The 14,140-nt window shown below is 60.3% G+C and carries 12 protein-coding genes; 3 read left to right on the plus strand and 9 right to left on the minus strand.

What is annotated here, in order from left to right:
* Positions 1-6: 6 nt before the first annotated feature.
* A complete protein-coding gene (locus MRBLMR1_RS00160; RefSeq protein ID WP_148145228.1) occupies positions 7-1,329 on the minus strand; it encodes a carbohydrate ABC transporter permease in 1,323 nt (440 codons plus the stop codon).
* Between the two features lie 62 nt (positions 1,330-1,391).
* A complete protein-coding gene (locus MRBLMR1_RS00165) occupies positions 1,392-2,747 on the minus strand; it encodes an extracellular solute-binding protein (RefSeq protein WP_148145227.1) in 1,356 nt (451 codons plus the stop codon).
* A 402-nt stretch (positions 2,748-3,149) separates the two neighbouring features.
* On the opposite strand from MRBLMR1_RS00165, the gene MRBLMR1_RS00170 reads away from it, so the two are divergent.
* A complete protein-coding gene (locus MRBLMR1_RS00170) occupies positions 3,150-4,199 on the plus strand; it encodes a P1 family peptidase (protein WP_148145226.1) in 1,050 nt (349 codons plus the stop codon).
* Positions 4,200-4,229: 30 nt separating this feature from the next.
* Positions 4,230-5,096 carry a D-amino-acid transaminase gene (locus MRBLMR1_RS00175; RefSeq protein WP_148145225.1) on the plus strand — a complete coding sequence of 289 codons (867 nt, stop codon included), beginning with the start codon at positions 4,230-4,232 and terminating at the stop codon, positions 5,094-5,096.
* A gap of 48 nt (positions 5,097-5,144) precedes the next feature.
* Here the strand turns inward: MRBLMR1_RS00175 and MRBLMR1_RS00180 are convergent, their stop codons facing one another.
* The 7 genes from MRBLMR1_RS00180 to MRBLMR1_RS00210 all read right to left on the minus strand — a co-directional run bounded on the left by MRBLMR1_RS00180 (position 5,145) and on the right by MRBLMR1_RS00210 (position 12,858).
* Positions 5,145-6,029 (minus strand): LysR substrate-binding domain-containing protein, encoded by an 885-nt coding sequence (locus tag MRBLMR1_RS00180; protein ID WP_148145224.1) that lies wholly within the window; start codon positions 6,027-6,029, stop codon positions 5,145-5,147.
* Positions 6,030-6,137: 108 nt separating this feature from the next.
* A complete protein-coding gene (locus MRBLMR1_RS00185) occupies positions 6,138-7,643 on the minus strand; it encodes a serine hydrolase domain-containing protein (protein ID WP_148145223.1) in 1,506 nt (501 codons plus the stop codon).
* 136 nt (positions 7,644-7,779) lie between these two features.
* Complete coding sequence (locus tag MRBLMR1_RS00190; RefSeq protein WP_148145222.1) at positions 7,780-8,523, minus strand: ABC transporter ATP-binding protein; 744 nt, start codon at positions 8,521-8,523, stop codon at positions 7,780-7,782.
* Positions 8,520-9,347 carry an ABC transporter ATP-binding protein gene (locus MRBLMR1_RS00195; RefSeq protein WP_148145221.1) on the minus strand — a complete coding sequence of 276 codons (828 nt, stop codon included), beginning with the start codon at positions 9,345-9,347 and terminating at the stop codon, positions 8,520-8,522. The genes MRBLMR1_RS00190 and MRBLMR1_RS00195 overlap by 4 nt, the downstream gene beginning before the upstream one ends.
* Positions 9,348-9,350: 3 nt before the next feature.
* Positions 9,351-10,253, minus strand: coding sequence for an ABC transporter permease (locus MRBLMR1_RS00200; RefSeq protein WP_148145261.1), 903 nt, complete (start codon positions 10,251-10,253; stop codon positions 9,351-9,353).
* The gene (locus tag MRBLMR1_RS00205) at positions 10,250-11,263 is read right to left on the minus strand and encodes an ABC transporter permease (RefSeq protein ID WP_148145220.1); all 1,014 of its coding nucleotides are present in this window, start codon (positions 11,261-11,263) and stop codon (positions 10,250-10,252) included. The genes MRBLMR1_RS00200 and MRBLMR1_RS00205 overlap by 4 nt, the downstream gene beginning before the upstream one ends.
* The gene (locus MRBLMR1_RS00210) at positions 11,260-12,858 is read right to left on the minus strand and encodes an ABC transporter substrate-binding protein (RefSeq protein WP_148145219.1); all 1,599 of its coding nucleotides are present in this window, start codon (positions 12,856-12,858) and stop codon (positions 11,260-11,262) included. Before MRBLMR1_RS00210 ends, MRBLMR1_RS00205 begins: the two co-directional genes overlap by 4 nt.
* 208 nt (positions 12,859-13,066) lie before the next feature.
* Here MRBLMR1_RS00210 and MRBLMR1_RS00215 point away from each other — a divergent pair, with 208 nt between their 5' ends.
* Positions 13,067-14,104: a dipeptidase gene (locus MRBLMR1_RS00215; protein ID WP_148145218.1), complete on the plus strand. Its 1,038-nt coding sequence runs from the start codon at positions 13,067-13,069 to the stop codon at positions 14,102-14,104.
* Positions 14,105-14,140: the final 36 nt, after the last annotated feature.

A 14,140-nucleotide genomic window follows, 5' to 3' on the forward strand; every position in this document is an offset into this window, starting at 1 on the left:
CCTCCCTTAAAACTCGATCTTCGGCTTCGACATCATCTCGTCGAAGCGGAAAAGGCGGAGATAGACGATGGAGAGGACCAGACCGACGGCGACGAGGATCAGGGCCATGGCTGCGCCCAGACCGTATTGCAGGTTGCCGGTGTAATTGTTGAGAGCGGTCTTGAAGGCTTCGAGCGCCCAGACCGTCGTCGTGCTGCCGGGGCCGCCATTGGTGGTGAGCCAGATCTGCTCGTAGGAGGAGAGGAGCGAGAGGGTCTGGTAGCTGGTGACGAACAGGATCGGCCAGCGCATATGGGGCAGGATGATGTAGCGGATCTGCTGCCAGCGCGAGGCGCCGTCCACGTCGCTTGCCCAGAGCTGCTGCACCGGAATGGCTTTCAGCGCGCCGGAAAACAGGATCATGCCGAAGGAGGCGCCGACAAAGCCGTTGACGAGGATGACCACCGTCCAGGCGCTCGCGACCGATCCCTTCATGTAGTTGAAAGCGGGAAGGCCGAGATCCTGGGCGATGTTGAAAACGAAACCGTCTTCCCAGGTGAACCACTTCCACATGACCGCATAAAGCACGACCGGGGTGATGCGCGGCAGCAGCCACAAGACGCTGAAGAAGCTGGAGCCGGCTGAAGGAAGATAGAAGGTGGTGATGGCCAGAAACAGGCCGACCAGAACGTTGAAGGCGAGGGTCAGTACCACGTAGAAGACGGTATTGCCGACGATGCGCCAGGTATCGGGGGCGACCAGGAGGTTCTTGAAATTTTCCGTCGTCCAGGTCCAGCCGGTATAGCTTGCGGTCGCGATCCTTTCGATCGCGCCTTGCGGCGGGTTTTCGAGCATATGCAAAAGTGCGGCTTCCATCTCGCCGCGGCTGGCGTAACGCACGTTGAGAACCGATTGCTCGAAAGCGCCGGCGGCGATCTTCAGGTCGCGCACCCGTGTCGGGCGGGACGGCAGTGTCTTCAGTTCGCGTTCGAAGGCGGAGGCGCTGGTGAAGGAGCGATCCTTGAGCCGTTCACCGATTTCCGTGATGAATTTCGCATCGACGCCGGCTGCGCGGGCCTTTTCAAGCCCCGCCTGATCGATGACGTAGCTCGACTGGCCGAGTGCCTCGATCGTTTTTGCGTCCAGCCCCTCATCGGTCAGCGAACGCAGAAGATTGCCGGTCACGATATACGAACCGCCGGAAATGCCGGTTGCCGTGCTCATGTTGGTGAAAGCGAAGACGCTGGTCAGCACGACCGGCAGAAAGAAGAAGCCGAGCAGCAGAACCATGGCCGGCGTCATGAAAGCCAGGCCGAGAAGATTTGCCCTGTGAGGCGAAGAGGTGCGCATGGGAACCTGAAGGTATGCAGAGGGACCGGGCGGCGGCTATGCCGCCCGGTGGAGGGAGCGGATCAGCGGATGACGATCTTGTCGCCGAGTGCGTTGCGCACTTCCGTCTCGACCGCCTTGACGGCATCGGCGACGGAATTGGTCCTGGTCCAGGAGGCTTCAAGCCCCTTGTACATGGCCTTCCAGACGATGCCGAAATCACTGTTGTTGGGAATGGCGTTCGCCTTCGGCAGCAAGCCTTCGGTGGCAACTGTCGTCCAGCGGTCATTGGCGTAGAAGGGGATTGTCGCTTCGGCGGAGCCGATGGCGAGGTGGCCCGATTTTACCGCATGTAGGGCATTGATATAGGGCTCGGAGGCCGTGGTGATCAGCTCGGCTGCAAGCGTTGCATCCTCGTCCGAACCACCGGTCGAAAGCAGGTAGACCAACGGATGCGTGATCGTGTTGGCGCGACCCTTTTCGTTGCCGGCCGGGATCAGGCTGTACTGCATCTGGCCGAAGAAGTCCTTCAGGCCCCATTTGGCTTCCCATTCGGCCTTGTGCCAGGTGCCGCCGTGCCAGATGCCGGCCTTGTCGCCGGCGACGGCCTGGTGCCAGGTATCCCAGGTCGTGCCGAGATAGGTGGCCGGAACGACGCCCTTTTCAACCGCATCGACGAAGAACTGGTACATGCCGGTCAGTGCCTGACGGTCGAGAACCAGCTTGCCGGATTCCGCGTCGACCATCTCGCCGCCGAAGCTCTGGTAGAACTGCCAGTAGTCGGTGCCGTTGTTCGGGCGCGGCATGAAGCCCTTGCCCGGTTCGACGACCTTGGCATCCTGCATTTTTTTCGCGTCGTCGAGCATGGAGTAAAGCGTGTATTCGCCGCTTTCGACCTTGGCCGGCAGCGCTTCGATATCGGCATCCGAATAACCGATCGCCTTCAGATGCGACTTGGAGAAGAAGAAGGGACGCGCCTCGGCATCCTGCGGAATGCCCCAGATTCGGCCGTCATAGGACGAGACGTCGATCAGGTTCGGGTAAAGCTGGTTGAGCGGCCAGGCGTCGAAATCCACATAGTCTTCGATCGGGCGCAGAAGGCCGGACTGCGACCAGGGGCCGATATCTTCATGACCGGAAACGATGATGTTCGGTGCCTTGCCGGATTCGGCGGCCAGCGTCACGGCCTGTTTGAAATCGTCCCAGCCGGTCCAGGTCTGGGATTCGATCTTGATGGTGAGATCCTCGCCGCTGATCTTTGCCTGACGCGAAACGACGTCGACAGCCATTTTGATGGCCTCGATGCGGTAATCATTGGTCGGGCCGGTGCCGCCTGCCCAAACGGAAATCGTGACATCCTTGGCCATGGCAAAGGTTGCTGTCGAAGCCAGCAGCACCGTCGCCAGGACGGCGGAGGTGAAACGTGGAAGTACGGTCATGACTTATCCCCGATAAGCGATCTTGCTTTCTCCGGGGCTGGTCGAATGCAGCGTTATCCGGCCGGTAAAGCAAGGAGTTGATCCTGAACGGGGCGGACATTAGGAGCACTCTACAACACTGAGATGACAAGTTTGTACACGTGTACATTTTTTTATTTTTGACGCAGGTGTTGGCCCAATCACCGGCGCCGGGCCTGATGCCGGAGCACTCAAGGTCGGGATGGTTGACGTGCCGAAGATGTGGAGAGCGCCTCCTCGTACCCGTCTCGGCAAACGAGCCGCGTGGCATGTTTGGCCCTATATTCTATTGCAAAGCCGGTCTGAAACTATTCCGTTTTTGTTGTGCCGGTTCGCATCGGGCTGAAGTAGTCTTCGGTGAAATCGAAGACCGGAAGACATTCAATGACCATTGAACATCGTGCGCGCCTGCGTGATCTCGGGATTTCCATAGGCCATTACGAGCCCGGTACGCTCAACGCGATCACCGATGTCGTGGGCATTGCCGTTAGCCATGTGACCTGCGTCGAAGGCGAGCGGACGCGCACGGGTGTGACCGCCATCCTGCCGCATTCCGGCAATCTGTTTCAGGACAAGGTGCCGGCAGCACTCGCCGTATTCAACGGTTTCGGCAAATTCGCGGGTTCGACGCAGATCGCCGAGCTTGGCGAGATCGAAACGCCGATCCTCTTGACCAATACGCTCGGTGTCGGCCGTGCCATCGAGGCGATCAACCGGCATGTGCTGGCACAGGCGGGCAATGAGCGTGTCGTCTCGCTGAATGCCGTTGTCGGCGAGACCAACGATTCAAGGCTGAACGATATTCGTGCTGCCCGTCCCACCGTGGACGAGATGGCGGCGGCGCTTGCTGACGCGAAGACAGGTCCGGTCGAAGAGGGGGCAATCGGCGCCGGTACCGGTACGGTTGCCTTCGGTCTCAAGGGCGGGATTGGCACGAGTTCGCGCGTCGTAAAAGTGGGTGGGGCCGACTATACGGTCGGCGTGCTGGTTCAGTCCAATTACGGCGGCAAGCTTACGGTCGCCGGCAAGCCTTATGAGGCGGAAGGCGCGCATGACAAGGACGGCTCGATCGTGATGATCGTGGCGACCGATGCGCCGCTCTGCTCGCGCAATCTGAAACGGCTTGCCGAGCGTTGCTTTGGCGGGCTGGCGCGCACGGGCGCTGCACTCAGCAACGGCTCGGGCGATTATGCGCTGGCATTCTCCACTGCCGAAGAGGTGCGCCGCACGCCCGCGCGCCGCAAGGCGGTCGCCAACTATCCGGTTCTTTCCAACGATGTCGTCTCGCCGCTCTTCGAAGCCGTGATCGAGGCTGCCGAGGAAGCGATCCTCAATTCGATGACGATGGCGACAACGACCCATGGCTACAATGCCGGGACGAACAAACCTTCGACCATTCATGCCATTTCTCTCGATGCTCTCAAGCGTCGCTGATCTTTTTCCATACAGTCCAACGGAGTTTCCATGTCCGCCAACGCACCCCGCATCGTCTATCTGAACGGTGCTTTCCTGCCCGAGAACGAAGCCCATGTGTCGATCTTCGATCGCGGTTTTCTTTTCGGTGACGGTATTTATGAAGTCACGGCCGTGCTGGACAGCAAGTTGATCGACAGCCCGCTGCATATGACGCGCCTGGAGCGCAGTGTGCGCGAAATCGGAGGTCATCTGCCGATCTCGACCGACGAGATCGTTGCTATCGAAAAGCGTCTGGTCGAAGATAACAAGCTGACCGAGGGTGTCATCTACCTGCAATACACGCGCGGCGCCGAAGACCGGAATTTCCTCTATTCGGAAAACCTCGAGCCGACGCTTCTGCTGTTCACGCAGGCAAAGACGCTGGAACATGTGGCCGCTGTCGAGAAGGGCCTGAAGGTCAAGGTCGTGCCGGACCAGCGCTGGGAACGCCGCGATATCAAGACCGTGTGCCTTTTGCCGCAGGTTCTCGCCAAGCGTATCGCCAAGGCGGAAGGCTGCGACGAGGCCTGGATGGTTCAGGATGGTTTCGTTACCGAAGGTGCGTCGTCGACCGCCTATATCATCACCAATGACGACAAGATCGTTACGCGTGGCAATGGCAACGCCATCCTGCCGGGCTGCACGCGTCTGGCCGTGCTCGAACTTGCCCGCGAGCAGGGGCTGGCCGTCGAGGAGCGTCTGTTCACCGTCGAGGAAGCCATGGCGGCGCGCGAAGCCTGCCTCACCAGCGCTTCCAACTTCATCGTGCCGATCACATCGATCGACGGCAAGCCTGTCGGTGACGGCAAGCCCGGCCCGATGTTTACGCGTCTGCGCAAGCTCTACATGGACAATGCCCGCCGCACGGCGGTCTAAGCATTTCGTTGTTTCAGGCGATTTCGGAAATTGGAATTGCCAAGAACATCAGCCGGCGGCCAATGTCTCCCATATGCGTTTGACGATGGGCCGCCGGTTTTCCTTCGAGCGATAGAGGCGGATTTCGACCTCGATATCCCAGTCATTTTCTGCTGCGCGGACAAGTCTTCCGTCCGCCAGCTCCGCATTGGCGAGGCTTTCCGGCATCCATGCCACGCCCCAGCCCGCCAGGACCATGCTTTTCAGGCCGATGGAATGGCTGCCGACATGGACGCGATTGTCCGTCGGCAGGCGTGTTGCCAGGGCACCGGCCATCAACTGACCGAAGAACGACGTTTTTTGATAGCTTACATGTGCGAAGCCCGCCTCGACCTGGTGAAGCGGCGCGCCTTGCTTATCCGGGGCGCTGACGGGGATGATCGTTTCTGCCCCGAGCGTATGATGTTCGAATTGCGGATCGAGCAACATCGGCACATGCAGGTTCTGGTAGGTCAGCAGAAAATCGGAATCGCCGTCGATCAGGGAATTCAAGTTTTCTTCCATGCTGCCGGAATCCGGCCGCATGTGGGAAACGATCGGTCCGAGCTTGGCGCTAAGATCCGTCAGCCAATCCGGAAAGAAGGTGAAGGACAGCGTGTGGAGCGCCGTCAGCGTCACGGTGCGGGCGTCATTGCCTTCCTCATGCTGCAGATTGCGGCGGGCCTGATAGAGATTTTGCAGCGTCTGCTCGGCGATCGGCACGAAACGCTTGCCGGCTTCGGTCAGGCGTGAAGGATAGGTGGCGCGGTCGATGAGGCTGGTTCCGACCCAGGCTTCGAGCTGCTTTATGCGGCGGCTGAATGCGGATTGGGTGACGTTGCGCTCGTCTGCAGCCTTGGAAAAGTTCAGCGTCTGCGCCAGCGCCAGAAAATCTTCAAGCCATTTGACTTCCACGGCGAACTCCAATGCAAAACCGGCTGCGGTCTTCCATTGGTCCGAATGACGGCAAAATGCAATCAGCAGATCATGCTTTTGGAATGCGACTGTGTCAGTACGCTGCCGTCAGGCGCGGTTATATTCGATCATTCTCGCGCGTGACAGAACCAGTTCGAGGCGGCTTTCGGATAGGAGATGCAGGCAGACACGCTTCGTCCAGGGGCCATCCTTCAGGGTGAAGAGGAAGCGGCCGTTGCCGAGCGCGGTCATCGGCATGCGGTGACGGACCGGGCCGACACCCATGACGAGGGTTTCGCCGTCGATCTCGAACGTCGCGCCTTCATCGGAAAACCAGCGGCCGGAAAGCGATGCCGGGACGCCCGTATCGACAGCCGGGTGGAGGCGGCGGGCGGGGTAGCCAATCTGGCCGACGATCGCTGTGCCATCCATCTTCAGGCGCATGGGAGACGTGGCGGAGAAGGACGAGGTATAACCGTCTTCGTCCTCATAAGCTGCGGTATCGGCGTCTAGCCAGTTGACGCTGGAGCCCTTGACCTCGATCCAGAAAGGACCGGTTTCGGTGACGTAAAGACCATCCTTTAAGGCAGAGGAGGGGACGGGCAGGGCAAGGCCGAACAGCGCGGCCATGGCTGCCTGCGCGATCTTGCTGCCATTGGTGTCCTCGCGGTTGGAGACGATGACGAAACCGGTCTGGTTTGCCTGATCGAGAAGGAAATAGGTCTTGTAGCCGGGATGCGAGCCACCATGGCCGGTGAATTCGTGACCATCCAGCACAGTGCGGCAGATGCCGAGGCCGTAGCCGCTTTCGGCCCCATCTTTCAGGGTGCGGGGGGCGGCAAGGCGGGCAAGCGTGCCAGCGAAGGGCGCGTTTCCGGACAGCAGGAGTCGCAGCCAGTTGGCGAGGCTTGTGGCGCTGCCGGTCATACTGCCGGAGGCGGAGATATGCAGGCCGGCGGCGGAGAGCTGCCATTTTTCGCCATCGTGCCAGTAGCCCGGTACGAGACCGGCCACGGGATCGTTCCAGACATCGGGGGCATCGAGCGTGGCGCCGGCCTTTGTGCCCGCATCACGGATGAAATCTCGGAAGAACAGGCCCTTGCGTTCAAGGGCCGTCTCGACGAGGCGATAACCGGTATTGGAATAGGAAACTTCGGTTCCGGCTTCGTAGTTCAGGCGCGTCTGGCGGGCGAGAAACTCCATCAGCGGGCCGGCCTTGGTTTCGGTATAGACCGAGAGGCCGAGAAGGGAGAGGCATTCGCGCGTGTCGGGCAGGCCGCCGCTCATGTCCAGTGCGCGGGCGACCGTGACACTTGCGATCGGCTCCTGAAGCTCGGGCAGATGCTGGCCAAGCTTGTCGTCGAGGGAGATTGCTTCCGGGTGTGATAGGACCATCGCACAGAAAGCGTGTTTGGTGACGGAGGCGTAACGCACGACCGTATCGGCGCCGAAAGGCGCCATGGTGGAGAGGCTTTCGACGCCGCCGGCTTCGGCAAAACGGATGCCATGAGCGTCGAAGCCGATCACTGCACCACCGGGCTGGTCCGCACCCCATCCGTCAGTGAATTTTCTGACAGCTTGTTGCGCTTTATCCCAGTTGGCCGTGATCGACATCTCGCTTCTCCACTTACTGCTCTAGAACCGGACCGGGTCCGCCAGAACCCTCCACAGCGCCGCAATGGCGCTGTAGCACTTTCGTGACGCATCGTACTTTCCGAAAACCGTACCGGTTCTCGGGTCGATGCGTAGGTCAGGCCGGTTCTTCGAGCTCCACGCTCAGACTGCGCAATTCGCGGGTATGAGCGTGATTGACATTACCGAGTCTCAGGTCCTCGGCAGTTACCTGTTCAACCATGTGGCCATCGATCATCACACCGACCTCAGTACAAAGATGCGCGATGACGCTGAGATTGTGGCTGACCATCACATAGGTGAGGTTCCGCTCTGCGCGAAGATCAGCCAGAAGGTTGAGGATTTCTGCCTGAACCGAGACGTCGAGCGCCGAAGTCGGCTCATCGAGCAGCAAAACTTCCGGTTCTGCGATCAGGGCGCGAGCGATTGCGACGCGCTGGCGCTGGCCGCCCGAAAGCTGGTGCGGATAACGGAATCGCGCGGTCTGCGGCAGGGCAACGGCCGACAGCACCTTGGCGATGCGGTCGTCGATATTGTCCATGCCGTGCACGAGCGGCAGTTCCGACAGGATGCGGTCAATCGTCTGGCGCGGGTGCAGCGAACCGTAGGGGTCTTGGAACACCATCTGCACCTTGCGGAAGAAGGCCGGCGGGCGAAACAGCGGGGCATCTTCGCCGGAAAAGGCGATACGACCGGACCAGTCGTTGTTGAGGCCGGCCATGGCGCGCAGAACGGTGGACTTGCCCGAACCGCTTTCACCGACGATGCCGAAGCTTGCGCCCTTGGCAACGTTGAAGGACACGCCCTTGACGACTTCGCGGCCAACGAAGCTGATACGCAGATTGTCGATCTCGATCGTCATTTCAGCCACTCCGGATCACGGGTAAGGACGGGCAGGCGCTCCTTGGGATGCATCAGCGAGGGCATGCAGTTGAGCAGGCCGCGCGTATAGGGATGCTGTGCGGAGAGCAGGTCCGACGCCTTCAGTTCCTCCATCACATGGCCGGCATACATGACGGCAACGCGATCGCAGAAATGCGAAACGAGCGGCAGGTCGTGGCTGATGAGCAGAAGGCCCATGCCGCGTTCCGAGACCAGTTCCTCGATGAGGCGCAGGATTTCTGCCTGTACCGTGGCATCAAGTGCGGAGGTCGGCTCGTCGGCGATCAGGAGTTCCGGATCGGGGGCGAGCATCATGGCGATCATGACACGCTGGCCCATACCGCCCGAGACTTCGTGCGGGTAGGAGGCCGCGACCTTTTTCGGGTCGCGGATTTTCACCATTTCCAGAAGGTTGATCGCGGCTTCCAGCGCGGCACGCTTGCTGCCGCCCTTGTGGGTGCGCCATGCTTCGGCGACCTGGCTGCCGACGGTCTTTACCGGGTTCAGCGAATATTTCGGGTCCTGCAGGATGAAGCCGGCCCGCTTGCCGCGGATCGTGCGCATCTGCTTTTCCGACGCCGAGCGGATGTCGATGCCGTCGAATTCCAGCTTGTCCGCCTCGATGACGGTCTGCGTGGGAAGCAGCTTCATCAGGGCGCGGGCGGTCAGGCTCTTGCCCGAACCGCTTTCGCCGACGATGCCGAGCTTTTCCGTGCCGAGCTTCAGCGACACGCCCTTGACTGCCTGATGGAAGCCGGTGCGCGACTTGAAGCCGATCTTGAGGTTTTGAATATCGACCAGCATCCGTCAGTTCCCCTTCGGATCCAGAACGTCGCGCAATGCATCACCAAGGAAGTTGAAGGCGAGCGAGACGCAGAAGATGGCAATGCCGGGAATGGCGGCGACCCACCACTGTTCGAAGATGAAACGCTTGGCTGTCGCGATCATCGCTCCCCATTCGGGCGACGGCGGCTGTGCGCCCATGCCGAGGAAGCCGAGCGAGGCGGCGGTGATGATGATCGACGACATGTCGAGCGTGACGCGCACGATCAGCGTCGGCACGCAAAGCGGCATGATGTGGCGGAAGATAATGCGCCAGGAGGAGCCACCGGTCAGGCGATAAGCGGCGATGAAGTCGCTGCCGCGAACCGTCAGCGTTTCGGCGCGGGCCATGCGGGCATAGGGCGGCCAGGCGGTCAGCGCGATGGCGAGAATGGCGCTTTCTACACCCGGCTTCAGTGCGGCAACGAAGGCGAGGGCCAGAACGAGGCGCGGGAAGGCGAGGAAGATGTCGGTGATGCGCATCAGGATCGTATCGACGATACCGCCGAAATAACCGGCGATGCAGCCGATGGCGAGACCGATCGGGGCGACGAGCACGACAACGGCAATGACCATGCCCAGCGTGACGCGGCCGCCGTAGAGAAGGCGCGAATAGATGTCACGGCCGAGTTCATCGGTGCCGAACCAGTGCAGCGCGCTCGGAGCCGCAAGGCGGTTGCCGAGATCCTGCATTGCCGGATCGTGGGTGGCAAGCAGCGGCGCGAAGATGGCGATGCCGATGAAAATGGCGATGATGGTCAAGCCTATCATGCCAAGCGCGTTGCCGCGCAGGTTCAGCCAGATACGGTACCAGTTGCCCCAGGCGGCCTGGCGGCGCGAGGACGGATTTTCGTCCAGCGCCCAGTTTCGGAAGGTGGCGTTCATTATTGTACCCGTGGATCGAGGACGCGGTAGAGGATGTCCGCAATCAGGTTGAGGCCGACATAGATGAGGCCGATCAGCAGCGTGGTGCCGACGACCGGGTTCATGTCCGCATTCATAAGCGATACGGTCAGATACTGGCCGATACCCGGCCACGAGAACACGGTCTCGGTGACGACGGCGCCTTCGAGAAGGCCGGCATAGGTCAGCGCCATGACGGTGACGAGCTGCACTGCAACCGTCGGGAAGGCGTGGCCCCAGATGACCTTGGTCAACGACAGGCCCTTTGCGCGGGCGGTGATGACGTATTCGCCCTTCAATGCGTCGATCATGAAGGCGCGCGTCATGCGGGCGATATAGGCCATCGAGAAATAGGCGAGGATGATGACCGGCTGGGCCATATGCGCAAGCGCATCCTTGAACGCATCGAAATCGCCGGCGATCAGGGTGTCGATCGTCAGGATGCCGGTGACCGTATCGATCATGCCGTCAAAAATGATGTCCTGGCGGCCGGGACCCGGGGCGAGGTCGAGCCAGGAATAGAAGATCAGAAGCGAGATCAGCGACAGCATGAACACAGGCACAGAATGGCCGGCGAGGCAGACGACGCGGATCGCCTGGTCGGTGAACGTGCCCTGGCGCACAGCGGCCCAGACACCGAGCGGAATGCCGATCAGCGCTGCGAGAAGCAGGGCTGCGGTGGCAAGCTCGAAAGTGGCCGGGAAGAAGCGGACGATATCGGTTGCGACCGGGTTCTTGGTCAGAACCGACATGCCGAAATCGCCGTGGGCCAGCTGGTAGAGATAATGCAGGAACTGCACCGGAATGGGCTGATCAAGGCCCATTTCGGCGCGTACGCGAAGAATGACATCCTCGGGCGCATTGTCGCCAACGGCGGCAATGACCGGATCGACCGGCATGACCCGGCCGATGAGGAAAGTCAGCACAGTCAAACCGAACAGCGTCAGGAGGACGCTGCTCAGTGTTGCTGCAAGGCTTTTAAAACGTCTGTTCACGCCTTGTTGGTCCCGAGGTAGGAGTTGCCTTCAGACAGAACGCCGATCTGGAAACCGGTAACGCCCTTGCGGCAAGCTGCGGTCTTGGTGTTCTGGAACATGACCGCGAACGGGCTGTTGTGCATGAATTCGCGCTGCAGGGCTTCGTAGAGTTCCAGACGCTTTGCCGGATCCTTCTCGTCACGAGCGGCTTCCGCCTTGGCGGTCAGTTCGTCGTTCTTGAAGCTGGAGCGCCATGCGAAAGGCTTCTTCTTGGCGTCGTCCGAATTGTCCTTGTTGATGCAGAAGACTTCGGCATTGGAGTTCGGGTCGAAGTAGTCGGTGCCCCATGCGGACAGCGCCATTTCATGCTGGCGGGCGCGCATCTTGGTGAGAACCTGACGGTTTTCGGCCGACTGCAGTTTTACGCGGATGCCGATTTCAGCAAGGTTCGACTGGATCGCCTGGGCGATATCCGGAGCCGGCTGTGCCGAGTAGTGATCAAGGGTGATGTCGAAACCGTCTGCGAGACCGGCTTCCGCCATCAGCGCCTTGGCCTTGGCGACATCCTTCTGGAACGGCGTATCCATGACCGTGCCCGGGAAGCCTGCCGGTTCCATGCTCTGGTGAACGGCGTGCGTCAGCGGGATGATGTTCTTCTGGATGCCTTCGTAGTCGAGCGCCCACTTGACGGCTTCCCAGACCTGCGGCTTGGCAAGGTTCGGGTTTGTCTGGTTCATCGAGATCAGCATCAGGGATGCGATCTGCTTGCGCACCAGAACGACGTTCTCGTCGGACTGCAGAACCTTCAGCTGCTCGGAGGTCAGGTCGCGTGCGATATCGACGTCACCCTTCTGCAGCATGAGCATCTGCGAGGACGGATCGACGACGTGGCGGATGATGACGCGCTTGAGGTTGCCCTTGTAGGGGCCATGCTCGTTGAGCGTCAGCGCGATGCTTTCGGAAGCCTTCCAGGACTGAAGCTTGAACGAACCGGAGCCGGCGCTGTTCTTCTGCAGCCAGGCATTGCCGAGGTCGCCGTTCACTTCGTTTTCGAGAACCGTCTTCTTCTCGACGATGGCGCCGATGTTTGCCGAGAGGCAGAACAGCAGGAAGGAGATTGCGGTCGGCTTTTCGGTCGTCAGCGTGACGGTCTTTTCGTCCTTGGCAACGATCATGGCTTCGACATTTTCTGCCGTGAAGCCGAACTGGTTGATGATGAAGGCCGGGCTCTTGTTCATCTTGATGGCGCGCTGCAGCGAGAACGCAACGTCGTCCGCGGTAACGGCTGCGCCTGAGGCGAAGGTGGAGTTGCCGAGCTTGAAGGTGAAGACCTTGTTGTCGGCATCGGCTTCCCAGGAAGCGGCGATGACCGGGAGGACTTCATTGGGGTTGTCGCTGTTGGCGCGAACCAGCTTTTCGTACATGTTGCTGATCATCTCGCCACCGACGGCCTCAAAACCCTCATGCGGGTCAAGGCTGGTCATGTTGTCGAGCTGCTGGGCAACAACCAAGATGTCCTTCGGCGTGGCCGCGAAAACGGTGTCGGCCAGGTTGATGTAGGACAGGAAGGGCAGTGCTGCGCCGCCGATCAGGAAGTTACGTCTGGATACCATTGCTATATTCCCCATTGAACAACTGAACCCCCACAATTTGAAGGGTCAGCAAGATTTTGCCGCAATTTGTCGCGCGTCTTAACAGTGCGTTTACGGGCCGACCAATTCCATTTTTCGAATAGGTTATGCGCGGTTTGCATTTGCGACCGCGGCCCCACCTACTTACGGATAGCCACAACTGATAGGTTCCGGCAGGACGATTTTGAAAATGTTGAACAATCCTCTCCCGATTTTCGATGGCCACAACGACGTGCTTCTCCGCTTGCGACGTGGTGGCGGCAACGACCCGGTAAAGCGTTTTATTGAAGGCGAAGAAACAGGACATATCGACCTGCCTCGCGCCAGGGCCGGCGGCCTGGCCGGCGGTCTATGCGCTATTTACGTGCCCTCGCCAAGCATGACGAAGGACGCGAACGGGGATTATCCAACACCTTTGCAGCCCGATGCGCTGAATGAGACGCTGGCGATGGCGCGGCTTCTTTTCGATATCGAAGCCCGCTCGCAGGGCGCAGTGACCGTATGCCGCACGGCCGACGATATTCGCCGGTCGATCGAAACCGGCAGTTTTGCCGCGGTCTTTCATATCGAGGGAGCGGAAGCGGTCGCCGCCGATCTGGATGCACTTCACGTGCTGCATCAGGCGGGCCTGCGCACGCTCGGCCCGGTCTGGAGCCGGCCGAATGTCTTTGCTTACGGTGTGCCGTTCCGCTACCCGTCATCGCCGGATATCGGTCCGGGCCTGACGGATGCCGGTCGCGACCTGATCCGTGCCTGCAACGAGCTGAAGATCATGATCGACCTGTCGCATATGAACGAGGCAGGTTTCTGGGAGATCGCCAAGCTTTCCAAGGCGCCGCTGGTCGCCTCGCATTCCAACGTGCATGCGCTTTGCAACCACAGCCGCAATCTCACCGACCGCCAGCTCGACGCAATCCGCGATACGGGCGGGCTTGCCGGCATCAATTTCGGTGTGCTGTTCCTGCGTGACGACGGGGTGAAGGACCCGAATACCAGCATTGATCTTCTGGTGCGCCATGTTGCCTATATCGCGGAGCGGATCGGCATCGAGCATGTGGCGCTCGGTTCTGATTTCGACGGCACGACCATTCCGGCGGAAATGAAGGATGCGGCCGGGCTGCCCCTGTTGGTCGAGGCTCTGCGCAAGCATGGTTTCAACGATGCCGAGCTGAAGAAGATCGGTCATGAGAACTGGATTTCGGTTCTGGAGCGCAGCTGGGCTGCTTGATCTCTAAGCGAACTGGCGGCACGAGCATGCCGCCAG

This window comes from Neorhizobium sp. LMR1-1-1.1 (genome assembly GCF_040675795.1).
In the GTDB taxonomy this organism is placed as follows: domain Bacteria; phylum Pseudomonadota; class Alphaproteobacteria; order Rhizobiales; family Rhizobiaceae; genus Neorhizobium; species Neorhizobium cellulosilyticum.